Source organism: Dyella kyungheensis (assembly GCF_049913195.1).
Lineage (GTDB): Bacteria > Pseudomonadota > Gammaproteobacteria > Xanthomonadales > Rhodanobacteraceae > Dyella > Dyella kyungheensis.
This window is the reverse complement of the sequence record NZ_CP183983.1, coordinates 2,144,158-2,163,214: the sequence shown is the minus strand read 5'-3', so window position 1 is coordinate 2,163,214 and position 19,057 is coordinate 2,144,158. Positions and strand designations below refer to the sequence as shown.

Annotated in this window: 19 protein-coding genes; 5 read left to right on the top strand and 14 right to left on the bottom strand. The window is 66.4% G+C overall.

Annotated elements, in window-relative coordinates; all coding sequences use genetic code 11:
* Positions 1 to 88: 88 nt before the first annotated feature.
* The 5 genes from ACN9MB_RS09715 to ACN9MB_RS09695 all read left to right on the top strand — a co-directional run bounded on the left by ACN9MB_RS09715 (position 89) and on the right by ACN9MB_RS09695 (position 5,536).
* Positions 89 to 1,522, top strand: a complete 1,434-nt coding sequence (locus ACN9MB_RS09715; protein WP_426271643.1) for a phospholipase — start codon at positions 89 to 91, stop codon at positions 1,520 to 1,522.
* 148 nt (positions 1,523 to 1,670) lie between these two features.
* Positions 1,671 to 2,225 carry an RNA polymerase sigma factor gene (locus ACN9MB_RS09710; RefSeq protein ID WP_204635717.1) on the top strand — a complete coding sequence of 185 codons (555 nt, stop codon included), beginning with the start codon at positions 1,671 to 1,673 and terminating at the stop codon, positions 2,223 to 2,225.
* A complete protein-coding gene (locus ACN9MB_RS09705) occupies positions 2,222 to 3,109 on the top strand; it encodes a hypothetical protein (RefSeq protein WP_426271642.1) in 888 nt (295 codons plus the stop codon). Before ACN9MB_RS09710 ends, ACN9MB_RS09705 begins: the two co-directional genes overlap by 4 nt.
* Positions 3,102 to 3,698, top strand: a complete 597-nt coding sequence (locus ACN9MB_RS09700) for an IMPACT family protein (protein WP_426271641.1) — start codon at positions 3,102 to 3,104, stop codon at positions 3,696 to 3,698. Before ACN9MB_RS09705 ends, ACN9MB_RS09700 begins: the two co-directional genes overlap by 8 nt.
* A 68-nt stretch (positions 3,699 to 3,766) precedes the next feature.
* Entirely contained in the window at positions 3,767 to 5,536 is a 1,770-nt protein-coding gene (locus ACN9MB_RS09695) for an ABC transporter transmembrane domain-containing protein (protein WP_426271640.1), read from the top strand.
* A 5-nt stretch (positions 5,537 to 5,541) separates the two neighbouring features.
* On the opposite strand, the gene ACN9MB_RS09690 is transcribed toward ACN9MB_RS09695, so the two are convergent.
* The 14 genes from ACN9MB_RS09690 to ACN9MB_RS09625 form a co-directional block, all read right to left on the bottom strand.
* Complete coding sequence (locus ACN9MB_RS09690; RefSeq protein ID WP_426271639.1) at positions 5,542 to 6,459, bottom strand: hypothetical protein; 918 nt, start codon at positions 6,457 to 6,459, stop codon at positions 5,542 to 5,544.
* 99 nt (positions 6,460 to 6,558) lie between these two features.
* A complete protein-coding gene (locus tag ACN9MB_RS09685) occupies positions 6,559 to 7,923 on the bottom strand; it encodes an HdeD family acid-resistance protein (RefSeq protein WP_426271638.1) in 1,365 nt (454 codons plus the stop codon).
* A gap of 43 nt (positions 7,924 to 7,966) precedes the next feature.
* Positions 7,967 to 9,145 carry an MFS transporter gene (locus ACN9MB_RS09680; RefSeq protein ID WP_426271637.1) on the bottom strand — a complete coding sequence of 393 codons (1,179 nt, stop codon included), beginning with the start codon at positions 9,143 to 9,145 and terminating at the stop codon, positions 7,967 to 7,969.
* A gap of 136 nt (positions 9,146 to 9,281) precedes the next feature.
* On the bottom strand, positions 9,282 to 10,016 hold the full coding sequence (locus tag ACN9MB_RS09675) for a copper homeostasis protein CutC (RefSeq protein ID WP_426271636.1): 735 nt from the start codon (positions 10,014 to 10,016) through the stop codon (positions 9,282 to 9,284).
* The gene (locus ACN9MB_RS09670; protein ID WP_426271635.1) at positions 10,016 to 11,041 is read right to left on the bottom strand and encodes a N(4)-(beta-N-acetylglucosaminyl)-L-asparaginase; all 1,026 of its coding nucleotides are present in this window, start codon (positions 11,039 to 11,041) and stop codon (positions 10,016 to 10,018) included. The genes ACN9MB_RS09675 and ACN9MB_RS09670 overlap by 1 nt, the downstream gene beginning before the upstream one ends.
* Before the next feature lie 98 nt (positions 11,042 to 11,139).
* A complete protein-coding gene (locus ACN9MB_RS09665) occupies positions 11,140 to 11,346 on the bottom strand; it encodes a cold-shock protein (protein ID WP_026633225.1) in 207 nt (68 codons plus the stop codon).
* A gap of 160 nt (positions 11,347 to 11,506) precedes the next feature.
* On the bottom strand, positions 11,507 to 12,250 hold the full coding sequence (locus ACN9MB_RS09660; protein WP_426271634.1) for an S-methyl-5'-thioinosine phosphorylase: 744 nt from the start codon (positions 12,248 to 12,250) through the stop codon (positions 11,507 to 11,509).
* A 20-nt stretch (positions 12,251 to 12,270) separates the two neighbouring features.
* Positions 12,271 to 12,831: an NADPH-dependent FMN reductase gene (locus tag ACN9MB_RS09655; protein WP_426271633.1), complete on the bottom strand. Its 561-nt coding sequence runs from the start codon at positions 12,829 to 12,831 to the stop codon at positions 12,271 to 12,273.
* A 38-nt stretch (positions 12,832 to 12,869) separates the two neighbouring features.
* Positions 12,870 to 13,418, bottom strand: coding sequence for a hypoxanthine-guanine phosphoribosyltransferase (locus ACN9MB_RS09650; RefSeq protein WP_204635706.1), 549 nt, complete (start codon positions 13,416 to 13,418; stop codon positions 12,870 to 12,872).
* On the bottom strand, positions 13,415 to 14,437 hold the full coding sequence (gene nagZ, locus ACN9MB_RS09645) for a beta-N-acetylhexosaminidase (protein ID WP_426271632.1): 1,023 nt from the start codon (positions 14,435 to 14,437) through the stop codon (positions 13,415 to 13,417). The genes ACN9MB_RS09650 and nagZ overlap by 4 nt, the downstream gene beginning before the upstream one ends.
* Positions 14,431 to 14,958 carry a CYTH domain-containing protein gene (locus ACN9MB_RS09640; protein ID WP_426271631.1) on the bottom strand — a complete coding sequence of 176 codons (528 nt, stop codon included), beginning with the start codon at positions 14,956 to 14,958 and terminating at the stop codon, positions 14,431 to 14,433. Before ACN9MB_RS09640 ends, nagZ begins: the two co-directional genes overlap by 7 nt.
* A gap of 46 nt (positions 14,959 to 15,004) precedes the next feature.
* A complete protein-coding gene (gene rlmD, locus ACN9MB_RS09635) occupies positions 15,005 to 16,318 on the bottom strand; it encodes a 23S rRNA (uracil(1939)-C(5))-methyltransferase RlmD (protein WP_426271630.1) in 1,314 nt (437 codons plus the stop codon).
* A 76-nt stretch (positions 16,319 to 16,394) separates the two neighbouring features.
* Positions 16,395 to 16,997 (bottom strand): YdbL family protein, encoded by a 603-nt coding sequence (locus ACN9MB_RS09630; RefSeq protein WP_426271629.1) that lies wholly within the window; start codon positions 16,995 to 16,997, stop codon positions 16,395 to 16,397.
* Between the two features lie 22 nt (positions 16,998 to 17,019).
* Positions 17,020 to 19,041 carry a hypothetical protein gene (locus ACN9MB_RS09625; RefSeq protein ID WP_426271628.1) on the bottom strand — a complete coding sequence of 674 codons (2,022 nt, stop codon included), beginning with the start codon at positions 19,039 to 19,041 and terminating at the stop codon, positions 17,020 to 17,022.
* Positions 19,042 to 19,057 lie beyond the last annotated feature (16 nt).

Here is a 19,057-nt window from a genome sequence, read left to right as displayed (position 1 = left end):
GGCGATAGCGCACAACCCGTCGCTCTGTCATCTGATGGACATTTAAACGGTTAGCGAGCGAACAAAGGCGCACCGCGGGGAGCGGACCATGACCACACTCGTTTTCGTGCACGGCTGGAGCGTGACCAACACCTCCACCTATGGCCTCCTGCCACAGCGCCTGCAGGCGCAGGCAGCGGCGGCAGGCATTGCGCTCGCGGTGGCCGATATCTGGCTGTCCGAGTACGTGAGCTTCGACGACGTGGTGACCATGCCCGACGTGGTGCGCGCGTTCGATCATGCGCTGCGCGACCTGCATCTGCAGGATGCGAGCTTCGCCTGCATCACCCACTCCACCGGTGGTCCGGTGGTACGCGAATGGCTGCGCGCCCAGCGCGAACGGCCACGCGCGTTCAGCACCATCCGCCTGACCCACCTGATGATGCTGGCGCCGGCGAATTTCGGCTCCGCGCTGGCCCAGCTCGGCAAGAGCGTGCTGGGGCGGCTGAAAGCGTGGGCCGGCGGCGTGGAACCGGGACAGCGCATTCTCGACTGGCTGGAACTGGGCAGCAGCGAATCGCTGTCGCTCAATCTCGACCATATCCACGGCAGCGACCCCGCCGGGCAAGGCCAGTTCCTGTTCGTGCTGACCGGCGACCGTCCCGATCGATCGCTCTACGACCACATCAACAGCTACACCGGCGAGGACGGCTCCGATGGCGTGGTGCGCATCGCCGCCGCCAATCTCAACGCACGCCATGCCGTGCTCGCCGGCGAAAGCGGCAGCGCCGGCGACACCCTGTCGCTCAATGTGGTCACCGCGCCGCGCACGGCATTCAAGCTGATTCCGGGCGCCTCGCACTCCGGTGACGAGCAGGGTGTGATGGCCTCGGCACCGCCCGCCACGGTGGACGCCCTGCTGCGCTGCCTGCACGTGCGCGATGTCGCCAGCTATCACCAACTGTGCGATGCGTTCGACGCGGAGAACGCGCAACGCGACGCCGACCGCGTGGAAATGGAAACGGTCGGCCCGTTCCCCGACCGTGTGCATATCCACGATCCGCGCAGCATGCTGGTGGTTCGCCTCACCGACGAAGGCGGCGAACCGCTGCTCGGTGCGCGCATGCTGCTCAAGGCGGGCACGCCGCCCAATCCCGACTGGATGCCGCAGGGCTTCATGCTCGACCGGCAGGCGAACAGCCATCAGGGCAACGTGATCACGTTCTTCCTCAACCATGCGCTGCTGGCCGGCACGCCGCGCGTGGCCGACCCGGACAACAGTCGCCGCACGCTACGCGCCGCCATGGACGGCCATCGTCCCTACAGCGCCAGCATCGAACCCAACGACCTGGTGGGCCTGGTGCATCACGCCATCGCCACCACGGCAGCCAGGGACGATCTGTTCCTGATCGTCGCCCCGCACCAGACCACCGTGCTCGACGTGGTGCTGCCGCGCCATGTGCACGAGGGCGTGTTCCGCCTCACGCAGAAGCTCACGCCGGAGGATTTCAGGCATCCCGTGCCCGGCGATGTGATTCCCTGAAGCATGCCGCCCACCGGCAACCCCGAATGCCGGCGCCACGCGTTACACCGGTATGCCGCCTCTCAGCCTGAACCGGACGCCGCCATGGACGTCCCACCCTGACGCACACGCTTACCCGCAACGCCGGTTTGCCTTAACCTCGCCGCCCATGGACGCCCTTGTGGACGATGATGCGACGCTGATGCTTGCCTATGCACGAGGCGAGGCGGCGGCGTTCGACGCCCTCTATGCGCGCCACCGCGGCGTGCTGTATCGCTTCCTGCTGCGCGCCGCGCGCGACCCGCAAGTGGCCGAGGAACTGTTCCAGGAAACCTGGAGCCGCGTCATTGCCTCCCGTGCCCGTTATGCGCCGCAGGCCAAATTCACTACCTGGCTACTGCAGATCGCGCATAACCTGCTGATCGACAGCTACCGGCGCAAACGTCCGATGGCTACCGGCGAGGAAGCGGAGCGCGCGTTCGAACTGACGGCCTCGCCGGAGCACGAACAGCCCGAGCACGTGTTGTCCGAGTTCGAACGCCGACGCCGCCTGCAGCTGGCCATCGAGCAATTGCCGGACGAGCAACGCACCGCCGTGCTGCTGCGGCTGGAGAACGACCTGAGCGTGGAGGAAATCGCCGAAGTCACAGGCGTAGGACGCGAAACCGCAAAATCGCGACTGCGCTATGCCATGAACCGCTTGCGCGAACAGTTGGCCGAATGAATACGCACGACTCCGACCACGACGACCTGCCCGGCGACGACGAGCTCAAGGCGCTCTATCGCAGCCTGCCGCGCAAGGAGCCGTCGCCCGCACTGGACGCCGCCATCAAGCGCACGGCGGCCGATGCCGTGCGTGCGCAACGCCAGCGGAAGATCATGCGCTGGCCGGTGGCCGTGGCGAGCTGCGCCGTGATCGTGGTCGCGGCCGGACTGGGCTGGCGGATGATGCAGCAGCCTTCGAGCGTGCCGCAGATACCCTCACCGGGGGCCGTGGTGATGAGCCGTGCCCCGTCGAACGAACCGGCCGCGCCGGCGTCGGCACCAAGCACCGTCGTAGCCGACAGCCCGGTCGCCGCCCCCGTTACCGCTGCACCCGCGGCGCGCATGACGGCGACGGTTCGACCGAAGCAGGAAAGCATTCGCTCCGCCATGAAGCCGAAACTGGTGGCCCCTACCGTGGCAACCGAACAGCCGCCAGCTGCCGCGACGGAACCCGCGCCGATGGTCGCCCTGCAGGAGAACCGCGCGGCAGACATGTCAGCGGCGGCCCCGGCGCCGCCTGCGCCGCCCGCTCCCATCGCAGAAAGCACCGAAGCGGCTTACGCTCGCGCACCCGCCGCGCCGCCTGCGACCATCGCCGGCAACCTGGAGCAGCGCCCGATGGCGGCCATGAAAACCATGGCGGTGCCCGCGCCCATGCCTGCGCTGGGCGACACCGCCGCCCATCCGTCGGACACGCCTGCGCAAGAACTCGCGAAAATCCGCCTGCTCTTCGCGCTGCAGCGCCACGACGAAGCACGGCAGCGACTGCGCGCATTCCAGCAGGCGCACCCGGACGTGGCGTTGCCCGACGACCTGCGAGCGCAGCTGCCCGATCATGAGTGACACGCTGCACACCCTCGCCGGCGCCTGCCAGCACAGCGAGGACATCAAGAAAAGCCGCTTCCTCGCCCAGGCCGCACCGGTACAGACCGCCGGGCAAGCGCTGGCCTTCGTGCGCCAGGTGGGCGACCCGGCGGCCACGCACAATTGCTGGGCCTATCGCATCGGCCAGGACTACCGCTTCAACGACGACGGCGAGCCCGGCGGCACCGCGGGGCGTCCCATCCTGCAGGCCATCGAAGGCCAGGCCATCGATCGCGCCGTGGTGGTGGTGACACGCTGGTACGGCGGCATCAAGCTGGGCGCGGGCGGATTGGTGCGCGCCTACGGCGGCACCGCGGCGGAATGCCTGCGCCGTGCCGAGCGGCTTCCCATCGTGGCCATGGCCCGCCTGGGAGTGCACTGCGATTTCGCGGAACTGGCGCTGCTCAAGGCGAGGCTGCGCGAATTCGACGCCGAGCTGATGCAGGAGACGTTTGGCGCCGATGGCGTCGAGCTGGACATCCAATTGCCCGCCCTGCGCGTGGAAGAGGCGCAGGCTCGCATCACCGATATCAGCCGCGGTCGCTACAGCGCACGCCGCCTCGATTGAATCGGGCACGAACCGCCCCACCTTAGACCCCATGCGCCAACCGGCGCGGATGCCGACGACGAGAACCCATGAGCGATACCGCCGACACCCAGCGCCCCTCGCGCCGCCTTGGCAGCCTGCTGCGGCTGTGGCCTTTCGTGCGACCGCATCGCAAACTCGCCGTCGGCTGGCTGGTCTTCCTGGCGATCTCCTCGAGCGCCACCCTGGTGCTGCCCATTGCCGTACGCCACATGATCGACCAGGGCTTTGGCAATTCCAGCCTGGCCACCATCAACGCCACCTTCCTGGGCCTGTTCGGCGTGGCCCTGGTGCTGGCCTTCGCCACTGCCGCCCGCTACTACTGCATCGCGCTGCTGGGCGAGCGCTCGCTGGCTTCGCTGCGCTCGGATCTTTATGCGCATGTGATCCGGCTCGACGTGGGCTTCTTCGAACGCAGCCGCGTGGGCGAACTCATTTCACGCCTGGGTACCGATACCGAAGTGATCCAGGCCTTGATCGGTTCGGGCATTTCGGTGGCACTGCGCAGTGCCGTGATGCTGCTGGGCGCCACCGCCATGATGGTGTTCACCAGTCCGCGCCTGGCCGGCCTGACCGCCTTGGTGATTCCCGCGGTGATGCTGCCGATCCTGGTGTTCGGCCGCCGCGTGCAGAAGCTTTCGCGCGCCAGCCAGGATCGTCTCGCCGATGCCGCCGCCATCGCCAACGAAACGCTCAACGCCGCGCCGGCAGTGAAGGCCTATGCGCGCGAAGACATCGAAAGCGCGCGTTACGGCGGCGCCATCGCACGCGCACTGGCCACCGCACGCAGCCGCATCGGCATGCGCTCGATCCTCACCGCCACCGTGATCGTGCTGTTCTTCGGCGCCATTGCGCTGGTGCTGTGGGCGGGCGCACGCGATGTGCTGGCCGGCACGCTCGACGTCGGCGTACTCACCCAGTTCGTGATCTACGCTTTCCTGGCAGCCGGCTCGCTCGCCGGCCTTTCCGAAGTATGGGGCGACGTGCTGCGTGCGGCCGGCGCCATGGAGCGCATCGGCGAACTGTTCGAGGAGCGCGCCGAGATCACCAGCCCGGCGCAGCCCACGCACCTGCCCCGCCCGATGGAAGGCGCGTTGCGCTTCGAACACATCCAGTTCCATTACCCGTCCCGACCCGACGCGCCCGCGCTGCACGACTTCGACCTGAGCATTCGCCCCGGCGAAACCGTGGCGCTGGTCGGGCCCTCGGGCGCGGGCAAGAGCACCGTGTTCGCCTTGCTGCTGCGCTTCTACGATCCGCAGACGGGACGCATCACGCTCGACGGCATCGACCTGCGCGCACTCGCCCTGCCCGAGTTGCGCGGCGCCATCGCGCTGGTACCGCAGGAAACGGTGATCTTCGGCGGCAGCGCGGCCGACAACATCCGCTTCGGCCGCCAGGATGCCGACGAGGAGGAAGTGCGCGATGCCGCCCGCGCCGCCGAAGCGAACGACTTCATCATGGCGATGAGCAAAGGCTACGGCGAGGAACTCGGCGAGCGCGGCGTGCGTCTGTCCGGCGGCCAGCGCCAGCGCATCGCCATCGCCCGCGCCATTCTGCGCGATGCGCCGCTACTGCTGCTGGACGAAGCCACCTCGGCGCTCGACGCCCAGTCCGAAGCCGCCATCCAGCAGGCGCTGGAGCGTCTCGAAAAAGGGCGCACTACGCTTGTCATTGCACACCGACTGGCCACCGTGCAGCGCGCCGATCGCATCGTGGTGATGGACGGCGGCCGCATCGTGGCCCAGGGCACGCACCAAAGCCTGCTGGCCGAAGGTGGTCTCTACGCGGAGCTGGCGAGGTTGCAGTTCACGGCCTGAGCCGGTCAGTTCGACTCTGCCGCCTTCACCGCAGGCTCGGACGGAGTAAATGCGGGAAGTCTCAACTTGACGACCGCCACTTGCGCCGATGACTGCGACGCGGTGTCCACCTCGGGGTGTGCGATAGCGGCGCCGCCATCACGGAAGCCCTTCGCGCCGCAGTCGTTATTTCCTTGGCAATCCCAGGCTTGCCCTTGAGCCGCAGTGACCCAGATGAGCAGCGGTGACGCCGCGGACAGCCGCTCGACCACGGACGGTCCTGTATCCGTTGGACGAGGTAGTGGGCTCAAGTCCTTATAGTCGGCGTGGAAATTCCCCATCAGCGCAATGACGGGCGCGCCCCGGTCGAGGGCTTGCCTGATCTCCGATGCCATGCCGCTGTCTTTGTACGGCGCCACGCCGCCGGCTTTTTCGACCGCCGCCGCATCGTAATCCGGCTCTCCTGCTGCAACGATCTCGATATGACGCCCCTGGCCGCGCCAGCCTTTGACGCGATCGACAAGCTGCAGCATGGCCTGGCTGCTCCGACCATCATGCATACGGCTCCAAAAGGTCGTCTCGAGCCATTTATTTCTGTCTGCCGCGGAACCGGCGGAGGCCAGGTAGGCATCGAGTGCAGGCTGTTCGAACGTTGGAATTTCCAACGCCAGCGTTACGTTCCCTTTTGCGGATTGTTGATCGACCAGCGCCTCCACCAGCTGTGGAGTCTCGCGCGTGCCGTGTATCTCGCCAACGATCCAAAGTCGTCGCGAGGCACCCAAACACTCGATGCGCTTCGCCGCATCCTTGATATCGCGCACCGCACTCGTCTTGGCGCAGGCCTGCGGTGCAGCCACTTCGCCTGCATGCGCGGACTCGGAAACAGACAAACCAGCTGCGCTCACGCAAAAAATTGCGGGGAAGAACAAGCGGGCAAGCGACATGGAATCACATCCTGTGGTGTGAAGGCTCGCGGCATAAGAGCATGAGTCATACCATCGGAGCAATCCGTGGTGCGCTCTTCCGATGCACGGTCCCTCGTTTCACTCAATCGAACGCTTGCGCGCAGCGCGGGGGTTCGCCTTGTCTCCCAACGACGAGTCACTCATCGGCTCGCCTCGACGGATCATCCGCGCGTAGCGCCAGAAGCGCTTGATCGAGGCGACCAGCGTGTACCAGCCCAGCGGCGTGGGATGGATGGCAGCCTTGAGGGCGCGCGCGTAATCGAGCACAAATCCGGGCGTCCACGCCATCGCCTCGGCGCGTTTGCGCAATTGCGCGGCCACCCATAGTTCCGGATTGACCATGGTGCGCAGGAAGCCGCGTTTTGCCGACGACCCTTCCAATGCAGCCTCCAGGCAATGCGCCACGGTGCTGCTGCAATTGCGATTGGTGAGGTTGTAGGTGGTGTCTTCGCGGTAGCGCTTCCAAAACGCCAGCAGGCGCTGGCGATCGTAGCGGTCGAAACGCACTTCGGCGTTCGATTCGCACCAACCTGCCGATTCCTCCGCGTAACTGGGCTGGAATTTTCCGGGCACGTCGTTGATGGCCGTGGCGCGCAGCATGCGGGTGAAGTCTCCGCTGGAGCGATCGATTTCGACCGCCGGATAATGACTGACATACACCCCAGGCGGACATCCCAACGCCGCGTGCCCCGTAGAGATCACGCCCTTCGCATCCACTGCCGCGATATAGCGATCCACCAGCGGCTGGGGCACGGCGTCTTCGACGGAGCCAGTGGGCGTCCATACGTAAACCACCAGATCGCCCGCGACATCGTCCAACGGTTCGGGCGTGAAGCCTGCGTCGGCGACCGATACGTCGCGCATCAATAGCCAGGAAAGCACAGCGTGATCGGGCAGTTTCTTCAGTCGCCAGGCCTGCCGGAACATGCCGCAACCGGAGAGGAACAGGCCCATGCCGATGCAATACGGCACCGTGCCCGCGTAGAAGGTGGGATACGGCTCGACCATGAAAACGGCAAAGCCCACCTCGAGCAGACCGGTGAGTAACGACAGTCGCCAACCGCGAAAGCGCACCACCAGCGCCGCCGCGATGCGAAAGATGCCGTCGACCAGAAACGCGAGGCCAAACGCCATCGCCAGGATCACGCTCGCCGCATGATGCGGGTCGACGATCAACAAGCCCAGGATCAGGAACACCACCCCACGCGCCTTGCGCAACGCCGCCGAGGTGCCGGGCCTGGGCGACGACACCGCCAGCGTGACCACCGCCTCGACCACCAGCAGATAGCCGAACACATGCACCGGGAAATACAGCACGTTGTCCAGCGCGTCGATGAAGATCGCCACGCCCAACGCCGCCCAGGCAATGCCGCCAATGGCCAGGATCAGCCAGCGCCGCCGGATGAAATCGCTACCCAACAGAAGCAAGCCCAACTGCACCATGTGACGACTCCATCGTTCGAACCACCTGCGGACGCAGCGCTGCTCAGGTTTCGCTGCGCGACCTGGCAAGGAATACCGCGAATACAGCGCAGCCCAGCGCAATGATCCCCGGCAAGCCGAACAGCGCATTCACGCCCATCGCCACGCCCGCGAGTGTCGGCCCCACCAGCGCGCCCAGGCCCCATGCCAGCCCCATCACGGCATAGACGCCGACCAGATCGTTGCCCTGGAAACGACTGCCCACCATCGCCAGCATCACGGTGTAGATGCCGACGAACAGTCCGCCCCACACGAACACCACGGCGAACGCCAGCCAGGTTTCGCGCAACGCGAACGGCCAGAACAACGCCGCCACCGCCGAAATCGCGGCCAGCGCCAGCACCAGGCGCCGCTTGTCGACCTTGTCCGCCAGCCAGCCAATGGGCAACTGCAACACGATGGCGCCAAGCATCAGCACGGAGATCAGCTGCATGGCGCGCGCTTCGGTCCAGCCCAGTTGCGTGGCATACAACGAGATGAAGGAAAGTCCCGCGGTCTCCACGCCCGCGTTCAATACGGTGGTGGCCAGGGCAATCGGCGCCAGGCGTATATAACGCAGGGGCTGCGCCCGCTCGGGCACACTTCGCTGCGGAGCCACCACCCAGGGCGGCAGGATGAATGCCACCGCGGCCAGCGCGATCGCCGCACCGGCGAGATAGGCTCGCGCATCCACCCCCAGCACCGAAAGCAAGGCCGGCCCCAGCACCATGCCCAGCGACAACGCGGCGGTATAGACGGCCATGGTGCGACCGCGCGCCTGCTCCGTGCTGAGCACGTTGGTCCAGGTCTCGGACATCACGAACAAGACTTCGGCCGCCATGCCCAGCACCACGCGCATCGGAAACCACCATGTCACCTCGGTGACCCGCGCGAACGCAGCCAGTACGACGGCCGTGACCACCAGGGCCGCCACCGCCAGCGTCCGCGCGCCGAAGCGTGCAGCAAGGGTCGGCATCACGGGGGCGATCAACAACACGCCCAGCGCATGCATGGCCGCATTGAGGCCGATGTAGCTGCCGGAATGCCCGCTTGCCGCCAGGCTCATGGCGATCAGCGGCGCGGAGAGGCTGTAGCTCAGCCCAAAGATGGTGGCGGCGACGATGACCGCGGCGGTGGACAGCAAACGAGGCCAGCGGCGCAGGACGAGCGTCGCCGAGGCGGCGGTCTCCTGCGGCGCACTCATGGCCGCACGCCCAGCGCCAGGGTCAGCGCCGCTCGAACACCTCGCCTGCCGCTCCGCTCGTCCATGCCATGGACTCTCTCGAAGATGGGGGATGCGGGGTCGAGCTTACGGCGCCATCGGCCTGAATGACAGCGAATCAGGCTGGCGAGTGGAGCGCGGCTACCAGGGCATGCACTTCGTCCACGTCGCTGCGGACCTCGCCCGAGGCCATGTCGGTCAAGACCGGATTGCTCCAATGCATGCCCGAGGGCAGCACGCCCTTGGCCGAGGCGTGGATCTCCGAGGCGCCGGTCGCCTGCGCGAGCCCGGCGATATTCGTAGCCCGCACGCCCGCGCCCGGCATCACCACGATGCGGCCAGCGGCCTGCTCGATCAGCTGGTGGATCGTATCGGCACCGGCGATCGCAGATACCGCACCACCGGAGGTAAGCACGCGCTCCGCCCCCAGGGCCACGACATCTTCCAACGCCCGAGGCAGATCGCGCGCCATGTCGAACGCGCGATGGAAGGTCACGCCCATGCCGCCCGCCGCCGAAAGCAGCGGTTTGCAGCGCGCCAGATCGACGCGGGCATCCGCATCGAGCACGCCGAACACCACGCCATCGCAACCCAGCGAAAGGCAGGTCTCGATGTCGTGCTGCATCACGTCCAGTTCGTCGTCGTTGTAGAGGAAGTCGCCGGCACGCGGGCGGATCAGCACGTACAGCGGGATGCTCAGGCGCTCGCGCACCTGGGCGATCTGCGCCATGGATGGCGTGAGCCCGCCCAGCTCCAGGCCGGTGCACAACTCCACCCGGTCCGCGCCGCCCGCCTGCGCGGCCAGCGCGGATGCCAGCGAATTGGCAGCGACCTCGAGCAGCCGTCTTGCCATCAGTACACGCTCTTGGAGGGGATCAGGCCGTCCTGCTTGGTCGCATCGCAGACCGCATAGGAGAAGCCCGACTGGATCGCGAACGCGCCCACTTCGCCATGCTTGTTCATGGCGAGGAAGCCCACCTGCAGATCCTTAGACGCCGCAGGCCGACGCTTGACGATGCGCATCACCGCCTCGCGGCAGGCGTCCTGCGGCGAGCGGCCATGGCGCATCAACTCCACCACCAGGAAGCTGCCGACGTTGCGGATCACTTCCTCGCCCACGCCGGTCGAGGTCGCCCCACCGACATCGCCGTCGACGTACAGGCCGGCACCGATGATGGGGCTGTCGCCCACGCGTCCGCGCATCTTCCACGCCATGCCGCTGGTGGTGCAGGCACCGGCCAGGCGGCCGTTGGCATCGATGGCCAGCATGCCGATGGTGTCGTGGTTGTCCTTGCCGCCCGGCATGCCGGTCTTGCCGTAGTCGCGCACTTCGCTGTTGGCCGACGGCTGGTAGTGCGCCGTCTTCAGCCACTCCTTCCAGGCCGCCTCGGATTCGGGCGTCAGCAGTTCTTCCCGGGGAAAGCCCTGCTCCAGCGCGAACTGCAGGGCGCCATCGCCCACCAGCAAGACGTGCGGCGTGCGCTCCATCACGCGGCGCGCCACCTGGATCGGATGCGCGATGTGCTCCAGCGCGGCCACCGCGCCGCAGCTGCCATCGGCGTCCATGATGCTGGCGTCCAGCGACACATGGCCGTCGCGGTCCGGGTAGCCGGCACGACCCACGCTGTGATTCTTGAGGTCGGCCTCGGGAATCATCACGCCCGCCTCGACCGCATCCAGCGCGTTGCCGCCCTTGGACAGCACGCCCCATGCGGCCTGGTTGGCGGCCACGCCGAAATCCCAGGTCGAGATCACGCGCGCACCGGTGCTGCCCTTGTTCGTCCCGCTCGCACCGGTCAACGCATGTGCGCCGCCGGCGAGTGCCACTGCCGAAGCCCCCAGCACGGAAGCCTTGAGAAACCCTCTACGATCCGTCATCGCATCTCCACCCCAAAGACAAAAAAAAGAAAGCCCCGCGCCTTGCGACGCGGGGCTTCCTCACATCGATGACCGGCGCAGGCGCCGGTTCGCCGACATTAGCCGGCGATTTCGACGCCCGAAGCCTGGGCGCCCTTCGGGCCCGTGGTGACTTCGAACTTCACGCGCTGACCTTCCTGCAGGCTACGGAAGCCCTTGGAGTTGATTGCCGAAAAGTGGACGAACACGTCCTCCCCACCGTCCTCAGGCGCGATGAAGCCGAAACCCTTGGCGTCGTTGAACCACTTGACCGTACCGAAACGCATTGCGTGAACCTCTGAATCATGGACTGGATGCACCACGGTAAGCGCTGAACCACCTTGACCCCTTGGTCCGCCGCCCCTGGCACAACGGAAGTATCAACATGTTTTATGCCAAAGCGCAATACAGGGGGAGCTTTGACACGATCAAAACCCCACCGGCTGCTCAGCTTTTAAGCAAATGACCCAGAATCCGAGGCACCTCGGCCGTGGCTGCCGCCAGGTGGGCGAAGATTTCCTCGATGCTGATTTCGGCCTCGTCGCCGCAACCGGCGGCGAAGTTCGCCACCAGCGCCAGACAGGCATAGGGCAGCTCCAGTTCGCGGGCAAGCACGGCCTCGGGCATGCCCGTCATGCCGACCAGATCGCACCCGTCGCGCTTCATGCGGGCGATCTCCGCCCGGGTTTCGAGGCGAGGCCCCTGCGTGGCGCCGTAGCAACCGCCGTCAATGACAGCGATGTCAGCCTTGGCAGCCGCATCGATCAGCTCGCGCCGCAGCGACTCGGTATACGGTTCGCTGAAATCGATATGGCGCACCTCGGCACCTTCCACGTCGCAAAAACTCGTGTAGCGGCCATGGGTGTAGTCGATGATCTGATCGGGCACCACGATCACGCGGGGGCCCATGTCGGCGCGAATCCCACCCACCGCGTTGACGCCGATCACCTTGCGAGCGCCCAGCGAATGCAACGCCCACAGGTTGGCGCGGTAGTTCACCCGATGCGGCGGCACCGTGTGGCTCTCGCCATGGCGCGCCAGGAAGGCCAGCTTGCGGCCGGCGAAGTCGCCGGTCACCACGTCGCCCGAGGCGGCGCCGAACGGCGTATCGATGCTATGCCGCGAGGAGTTCTCCAACCCGGGGAAGTTGTACAAGCCACTGCCGCCGATGACAGCCAGATCGATGCTCACGATGCGTTCCTGTATTCAAGTCAGAAGTCTTTCGAGGTCGCCGCCAGCCGTTCGCCGAAGCCGGCGAGATGGCGACCCAGCGCCTCACGCGTGCGCTCATCAGCCAGCCGCCCGTCGATGATCTTGGTGTGCGCCTGGAACACCAGCACGTCGCCCTGCGGTTCGGTGCGCGCACCCGCGCGGCGGAGAATCAGGCGAAGCTGGTCCTGCGCCCGTACCGTGCCGGTGATGCCAGGGCTCGCCCCGATGATGCAGATGGTCTTGCCGGCGAGCGCCGCAACCTTGCGCGTCTTGCCCAGGCGCGAGGCCCAGTCGACTGCATTCTTCAGCACACCGGTGATGCCGCCGTTGTATTCCGGACAGGCGAACAGCAGGCCGTCCGCGCGCTCGATGGCATCCTTGAACTCGGCCACCGGGGCGGGGTCGCCCTGCTCTTCCACGTCCTGGTCGAACAGCGGCAGCGCGTGCAGGCGATGAATGACGATGTTCATCCCGGCCGGCGCGAGCTCCTGCGCCGCGTGCAACAACGCGGTATTGAACGACGCCTGCCGCAGGCTGCCGGAAATCCCCAGTACGTTCATGCCTCTACTCCGTGGTCGTTACGGCCAGCCTGCGCGTTTTACTTGAGCGCGTAGATACCCGGCAGGTTGCGGCCCTGCTCGTGATAGTCCATGCCGAAACCGAATACGTAACGATCCGGCAGTTCGACGCCGTTGAAGTCGGCCTTGATGCCGTCGACCAGGCGATCGTGCTGCTTGGTGCACAGGCTCACCACCAGCACGCGTCGTGCGCCCCGGCGCAGGCAGTCGTCGCGAACCGCCTTCAAGGTATGGCCTTCGTCGAGGATGTCGTCGACCAGCAGGACCACGCGATCGGTGAGATCCACGGCCGGCTCGCGCAGCCAATGCAACTCGCTGCCCGAGGTGGCGCCGCGATAACGGGTCGCGTGCACGTAGTCGAACTCGACATCCGTGCGGATCGCCAGCGCGAGATGGCCCGCAAAGATCAGCGCGCCGTTCATCACGGTGAGGAACACGGCGCGTTCGCCATCGAGCGCCGCATCGATGTCGCGACCCATGTCGACGATCACCGACTCCAGCGCCGCGCGATCGAACAACAGGTCGGCCCCGGCGAGTGCCGCGGCCAGCGAAGGGTTGGAGGTGGTCATGCCTGAGCTTGTCCTTCCACGGCGTGCAACGCCGCGATGCGCGCGATGAAACGTTCACGCTGTGGGTTGTCGTTGAGGCCGTCCCAGGTGGAGGCCACGTCGCCGCGCAAGGCGGCGATGCGTTCGGGTGCGGCAGCGGGTCGGCCGCGCACGGCGGCAATCGCTTCGTCCACCACGTCGGGGAAACAGGCGAGCACGAGATCGCAGCCGGCATCGAGGTGCGCATGCACGCGGCCAGTGACGCCACCCGCGGCGCCCGCGGCTGCCATGCTGATGTCGTCGCTGATCACCGCGCCGTTGAAACCCAGCTCGCTGCGCAGGATCTGCTTGATCCAGCGCGAGGAGAACCCCGCCGGCTGCGCGTCGACCTCCGGATAGATCACATGCGCGACCATCACCGCTTCGGCGTGCGCCGCCATGCCTTCCACGAAGGGCAGCAGGTCGTCGCGACGGATCACCTCGAGCGTGCGCGTATCCACCGCCGTCGCCTTGTGCGTATCCACCGCCACCGAGCCGTGACCCGGAAAATGTTTGAGCACCGCCGCCATGCCACCCAGATGCATGCCGCGCACATAGGCCTGGCCGAGTTCGGCCGCCACCGCCGGATCGGCATGGAAAGCGCGCAAGCCGATGGCCGCATTGCCGCGTGCCAGATCCACCACCGGCGCAAAGCTGAAATCCACGCCGCTGGCGCGCAACTCGCTCGACATCACCCAGGCGTGTTCTTCGGCCAGGCGGATGGCGTCTTCCGCATCGCGGTCGTAGACGGCGCCGATCGCCGACAGCGACGGGAGCCGCGTGAAACCGTCACGAAAACGCTGCACCGGACCGCCTTCCTGATCCACGGCGATCAGCAGATCGTCGCCGCCGACGCTGCGGATATCCTCGATCAACGCGATCAGCTGGTCGCGCGAACTGAAATTGCGCGAGAACAACACCACGCCGGAAACGCCCGGCGCCGTGAGCCATGCATGTTCCGATGCCACCAACACCGTGCCAGCCAGGCCGATCATCAACATGAGGTGGGCTCTCCGGCCGCCTGACGCTCATCGGACGTCCAGCGCGCATACGGGTGAGCGATCAGGTTGACGTTGTAGTAGCGCGCGAGATGGCTCACTTCGCGGCCCAGCCAGGCGGGGCGCGGAAACGACGCATCGGTGCTGGGCAATTCCACCTCGGCCACCACCAGTCCCGCGTTCTCGCCAAAGAACTCGTCGATCTCGAACAGCACGCCATCCACGGTGACGTGGTGGCGGATCTTCTGCAGCACGCCATCGCACAACTCGGCGAGCATCTGCTCGGCGTCGGCGATCGGCACCGGATATTCGAACTCGGCACGCTCGATGCCCAATTGGGCGGACTTGATGTTGAGCCACGCCCGCTCGCCGGTGCGACGCACGCGCACCGATGCCCGCGCCGTGCCGTCGTGCAGCGCCTGCGCGCTGACCAGGTAACCCTGGGCGATGCGCTCGCTTTCGGTGACGGCGTCACGCCAGCTGTCGTCGCCCAGGAGGAATTTGCGTTCGATCTCGATGCCCATGCTGCACCCGATGATGGGGGAAATAGGTGACGGAGCGGTGAAGGCCTCAGCGCTCGAACAAGGCGATGGACTCCACGTGTGCGGTATGGGGGAACATATCCATCACGCCGGCCGCGCTCAAGCGAAAACCGTGTTTCTGCACCAGGATGCCGGCATCGCGCGCCAACGATCCCGGATGGCAGGAGACGTAGACGATGCGCTGGGTCTCCTTGTGCGGCAGATAGTCCAGCACCTTGTCGGCACCCGCGCGCGGCGGATCGAGCAGCAGCTTGTCCCACGACTGCTTGGCCCAGTGCGCGTGGCGCTGGTCTTCGAACAGGTTGGCCACTTCGAAGCGCGCGTTGGCGATGCCGTTGCGCGCTGCGTTTTCGGCGGCGCGCTCCACCAGGCCATGTTCGCCTTCCACACCCACCACTTCGGCCACGCGCCGTCCGATGGGCAGGGTGAAGTTGCCCAGCCCGCAGAACAGATCAAGCACGCGGTCGGTCGGTTGCGGATCGAGCAACTCCATCGCACGCGCCATCATGCGGCGATTCATGCCGGCGTTGACCTGCACGAAATCCAGCGGACGAAATTCCAGCTCGACATCGGCGATGGCGGCATCGCCACTGGGAATGTTGAACGCTAGACGCGGCGCTTCCGGCCACAGCGGATGCACGCTGGTGACGCCGCCCGGCTGCAAGTAGATGGCAAAGCCATGCTGCTTGCCGAACTCGATCAGGGCCGCCTGGTCGCGTTCGCTCAGCGGCTGCATGTGGCGGAACACCAGTGCCACCACGTCGTCGCCGGCGGCGAATTCGATCTGCGGAATGTCGGCCGCCGCATCCATGCCGCTGATCAGCTCGGCCAGCAGGCCGATCTTCGGACCGAGCGACGGATGCACGACCTCGCACTGGCTGATGTCGGCCACGAAGCGCGGATTGCTTTCCTCGCGGAAACCCACCAGCACGCGCCCTTTCTTCGCCACCGAACGCACCGACAGGCGACCCTTGCGGCGATAGGCCCAGGGTTCGTCGGTCAACGGCGGCAGCCACAGCTGCGGCTCAACCTTGCCGATGCGCTCGAAGTTGTCCTTCAGCACGCGCTGCTTCACTTCGATCTGCGAGGCGGCATCCAGATGCTGCAACGAGCAACCGCCGCACTGGCCGAAATGACGGCAGCGCGGTTCCACGCGATGCGGCGAACGGGTGACCAGCTCCACCACCTCCGCCTCGTCGTAATGACGATGGCGCTTGCGGATGCGCAGCTTGACCTCTTCGCCCAGCAGCGCGCCGCTGACGAACACGGCTTTGCCGTCGATGCGGGTGACTCCCTTGCCGTCGTGGCTGAGGTCGGTGATGGTGGCTTCGAATTCTTTCATCGCGGGAACTGTCTTCCAAAAACGCGCGCGCCCGGATCGGCGGGACCCGGGCGCGGTGATCGGGTGAGCGAATGGATTACTTCTGCTTCCAGGCGCCCGAGGGGTCCTGATAATACCAGCCCGGCCGCGCCCGCTCGATCCAGCCCTTGGCGAAGGTGGCACGGATCTGCGCTTCCCATTCCGGGTGATTGTTGGCATTGGCCACTTCGCGATACAGGGCGTTGCGATCCCTGTTCTCGTCCGCCACGGCGGCATTTACGCCGGCGCGCTGATCCAGCGGCAGCTTGCCGGCGTCGCGCACGGCGACCAGGCCGTCCTGGGTGAAACCCACCGCACCGCTGTTGAACAGCGGCGTCAGCGTGTCACGAAAACGCGCCTGCATGCGGCCGTGGATCGCCTCGGTAGTGGCGGTCTGGATGCGCAGATTCGGCGTATCGGCCGCATAGGCCGCGGGAATCAGCAGGTCCAGCAGCATCGCCGAGGGCTGGCTGCCTTTCTTCGGCGGCGCGGGCTGATCGTCCTTGGTCGGCTGCGCCGGAGCCGCGCTGTCGAGCACGGTGCCGATGAACTGGTCAGCCGCCTTCTGCGCCGCCGCTTCGGGAAAATACACGTTGATGGTGACGCACCCCACCAGCGCGACCAGCAACAGGGTCAGCAATCCATAGACGAGCTTGCGCATATAAGACTCCTTCGGGGTGGGGTTAGCGGACGTCCGGTCCGTTGCCTTCGATGGCAGCCTTCAATCGGCGCACCACGGTCGGCCAGTCGACCTGCGTTTGATGGCCGATCACCTGCAGGCGCGGCAAACCGCTGCCTTCGACGATAGTGTAGCCATCGGCGTCGTTGTCGAGGCCCCCCATGTGGCACACCGACGCCTGCAGCGTGCAGTTGAGGCCGATGCGCTTGTAACCGAAGGTCTTGAACAGCTTGAGCACGGCGCCCTGCAGACCGGCCGCCATGCCGCCGCCACCGACCGTGGTGAGATTGTTCACCGCACGCTGGCTGATGCGTCCGCCGCTGCCGGCCAGAAGACTGGCCTTGAACGCCACGGGATTCCAGTTCACCAGGCGCAAGTCGTCGACGGAACCGTCCATGCGGCCGGTGATGCTGCCGAAGTCGAACACGCTGGTCATCGCAGCGAGATCGAGCTGGCGCAGTTGCACGTCGCCGGTCAGTACCGGGCTCGGTCCGAACGGTCCCTGCAGGCTCAGCTGGGTGATGTCGACGAAACCGTCGAACACATTCACCGAAAGGCCACCTTCCAGCTCGAACCGGTCATCCACCCAGCGCAAAGCGGGGATAGCGCCGCCCAACGTGCCCGGAAATTCCGGCCATCCCATGGTGCGCGAGAACGCCGCCATGTCGATCCCGGCAAAGGCCAGCGAGGTTTCCAGTCGACGTCCCTTGGAAGCGGCGGGACGCCATTCGAGTTCGCCCACGTGCACGCGACCGTTGAGCAGCGGCACATCCACGGCACGCTGCAGGCTCAGGGCGCCGCCGCGGCTCTGCCAGCGCATCTGCGCCGCGCCATTGGGCATGCGGTAGACCTGCAAGGCCTGCCATCCCAAGGTGGTGGCAGGACGATCGCTGCTGGCGTTCCAATCGAGACCGCCGCGCAATCCTTTCACCGCCAGACGTCCCTCGGCATCGGCGGCATCGAGGCCGTCGGTATCGAAGGCGAAACTGCGCAAGCCATCGGTGCCGAGATCCAGGTTGCCGCTGAGCTGTCCGTCGATACGCATGTCGCGCAGTCCCAGCGTGGCCAGCCACGCCTGGCCGTAGCGCTGGTAGGCCGCCGGGAAACGCGTCTGCAGGCGATCGAGCTTCAGTTGCTGCAGATCGCCCTTGGCGTTGAACGACATCACGCCTTCCAACTGCAGGGCGTCGGCATCGGCTACCCGCAGTCGGTTGAATTCCACCGCGCCATTGCGACTGGCGGCGGACAGGCTCAACTGCACCGGATGATCGGGCAGACGCGCAAAGATCGGACCGAGCAGCAATTCGCCGCCACGCACGCTGGCATCCAGATCGATGCGCGAAGGCCCGGTGGTGGTATCGATATTGAGCCGGCCATTGCCATTGACCGCCTGCCCCGCCAACGCGCCGCCGGGCGTGTCGAAGCCGCCACCGTTCAAGGCGAACTGGCCGGACGCCTGCAGGCCCTTGTCCTGCAGATCGAGCGCCATGTCCGCATCCAGCTTGCCGCCGGTGGCGCGGCCGGACCACACCGTGCTCAGCAAGCCCTGCAACCAGGCGAGCGGCACGCCCTTGAGGCTGATCTGGGCATGAGTGGGCTGATCCAGCGGCAAGGCGGTGCTGGCCTGGATGGCTCCCTGGGTCAGGTTGATCTCCAGCGTATTGGCCGCCTCGTCGATCACCATCGAGACCTTGGCGTTGCCCAAGGCACCGCCGGGCGCACCGGCGAGCTGGGCGGTGCCGTCGAATAGCCAGCGCATGTGGGTGTCGCGCTGCAGGACGCCCTGCAGATCCACGCCCACCCGCTTCCAGCCCATCGCAGGCACGTCGGCCTTGGCCGCGCGCAGGCTCAGCTTGAGGCCGCCCTGCCCGTCTTCGCCGATCTGCGACTGCACCGCCTGCATGGTCAGGCCCGGCACGCTGACCTTTTTGGCGCCCAGCGCCACGTCGGCCCGCGCGGACAACGGCATAACTGCCCATAAAAGAAGGCAAAGGCTGAGGACGAGCTGGCTTGATGTGGCACGCATGACGCGCCATTCTGCC

Excerpts from the sequence above, each read along its gene's own strand:
- ACN9MB_RS09715 (WP_426271643.1), top strand. The coding sequence starts at position 89 with ATGACCACACTCGTTTTCGTGCACGGCTGGAGCGTGACCAACACCTCC.
- ACN9MB_RS09710 (WP_204635717.1), top strand. The coding sequence starts at position 1,671 with ATGGACGCCCTTGTGGACGATGATGCGACGCTGATGCTTGCCTATGCA.
- ACN9MB_RS09705 (WP_426271642.1), top strand. The coding sequence starts at position 2,222 with ATGAATACGCACGACTCCGACCACGACGACCTGCCCGGCGACGACGAG.
- ACN9MB_RS09700 (WP_426271641.1), top strand. The coding sequence starts at position 3,102 with ATGAGTGACACGCTGCACACCCTCGCCGGCGCCTGCCAGCACAGCGAG.
- ACN9MB_RS09695 (WP_426271640.1), top strand. The coding sequence starts at position 3,767 with ATGAGCGATACCGCCGACACCCAGCGCCCCTCGCGCCGCCTTGGCAGC.
- ACN9MB_RS09690 (WP_426271639.1), bottom strand. The coding sequence starts at position 6,459 with ATGTCGCTTGCCCGCTTGTTCTTCCCCGCAATTTTTTGCGTGAGCGCA.
- ACN9MB_RS09685 (WP_426271638.1), bottom strand. The coding sequence starts at position 7,923 with ATGGTGCAGTTGGGCTTGCTTCTGTTGGGTAGCGATTTCATCCGGCGG.
- ACN9MB_RS09680 (WP_426271637.1), bottom strand. The coding sequence starts at position 9,145 with ATGAGTGCGCCGCAGGAGACCGCCGCCTCGGCGACGCTCGTCCTGCGC.
- ACN9MB_RS09675 (WP_426271636.1), bottom strand. The coding sequence starts at position 10,016 with ATGGCAAGACGGCTGCTCGAGGTCGCTGCCAATTCGCTGGCATCCGCG.
- ACN9MB_RS09670 (WP_426271635.1), bottom strand. The coding sequence starts at position 11,041 with ATGACGGATCGTAGAGGGTTTCTCAAGGCTTCCGTGCTGGGGGCTTCG.
- ACN9MB_RS09665 (WP_026633225.1), bottom strand. The coding sequence starts at position 11,346 with ATGCGTTTCGGTACGGTCAAGTGGTTCAACGACGCCAAGGGTTTCGGC.
- ACN9MB_RS09655 (WP_426271633.1), bottom strand. The coding sequence starts at position 12,831 with ATGAACGTACTGGGGATTTCCGGCAGCCTGCGGCAGGCGTCGTTCAAT.
- ACN9MB_RS09650 (WP_204635706.1), bottom strand. The coding sequence starts at position 13,418 with ATGACCACCTCCAACCCTTCGCTGGCCGCGGCACTCGCCGGGGCCGAC.
- nagZ (WP_426271632.1), bottom strand. The coding sequence starts at position 14,437 with ATGTTGATGATCGGCCTGGCTGGCACGGTGTTGGTGGCATCGGAACAT.
- ACN9MB_RS09640 (WP_426271631.1), bottom strand. The coding sequence starts at position 14,958 with ATGGGCATCGAGATCGAACGCAAATTCCTCCTGGGCGACGACAGCTGG.
- rlmD (WP_426271630.1), bottom strand. The coding sequence starts at position 16,318 with ATGAAAGAATTCGAAGCCACCATCACCGACCTCAGCCACGACGGCAAG.
- ACN9MB_RS09630 (WP_426271629.1), bottom strand. The coding sequence starts at position 16,997 with ATGCGCAAGCTCGTCTATGGATTGCTGACCCTGTTGCTGGTCGCGCTG.
- ACN9MB_RS09625 (WP_426271628.1), bottom strand. The coding sequence starts at position 19,041 with ATGCGTGCCACATCAAGCCAGCTCGTCCTCAGCCTTTGCCTTCTTTTA.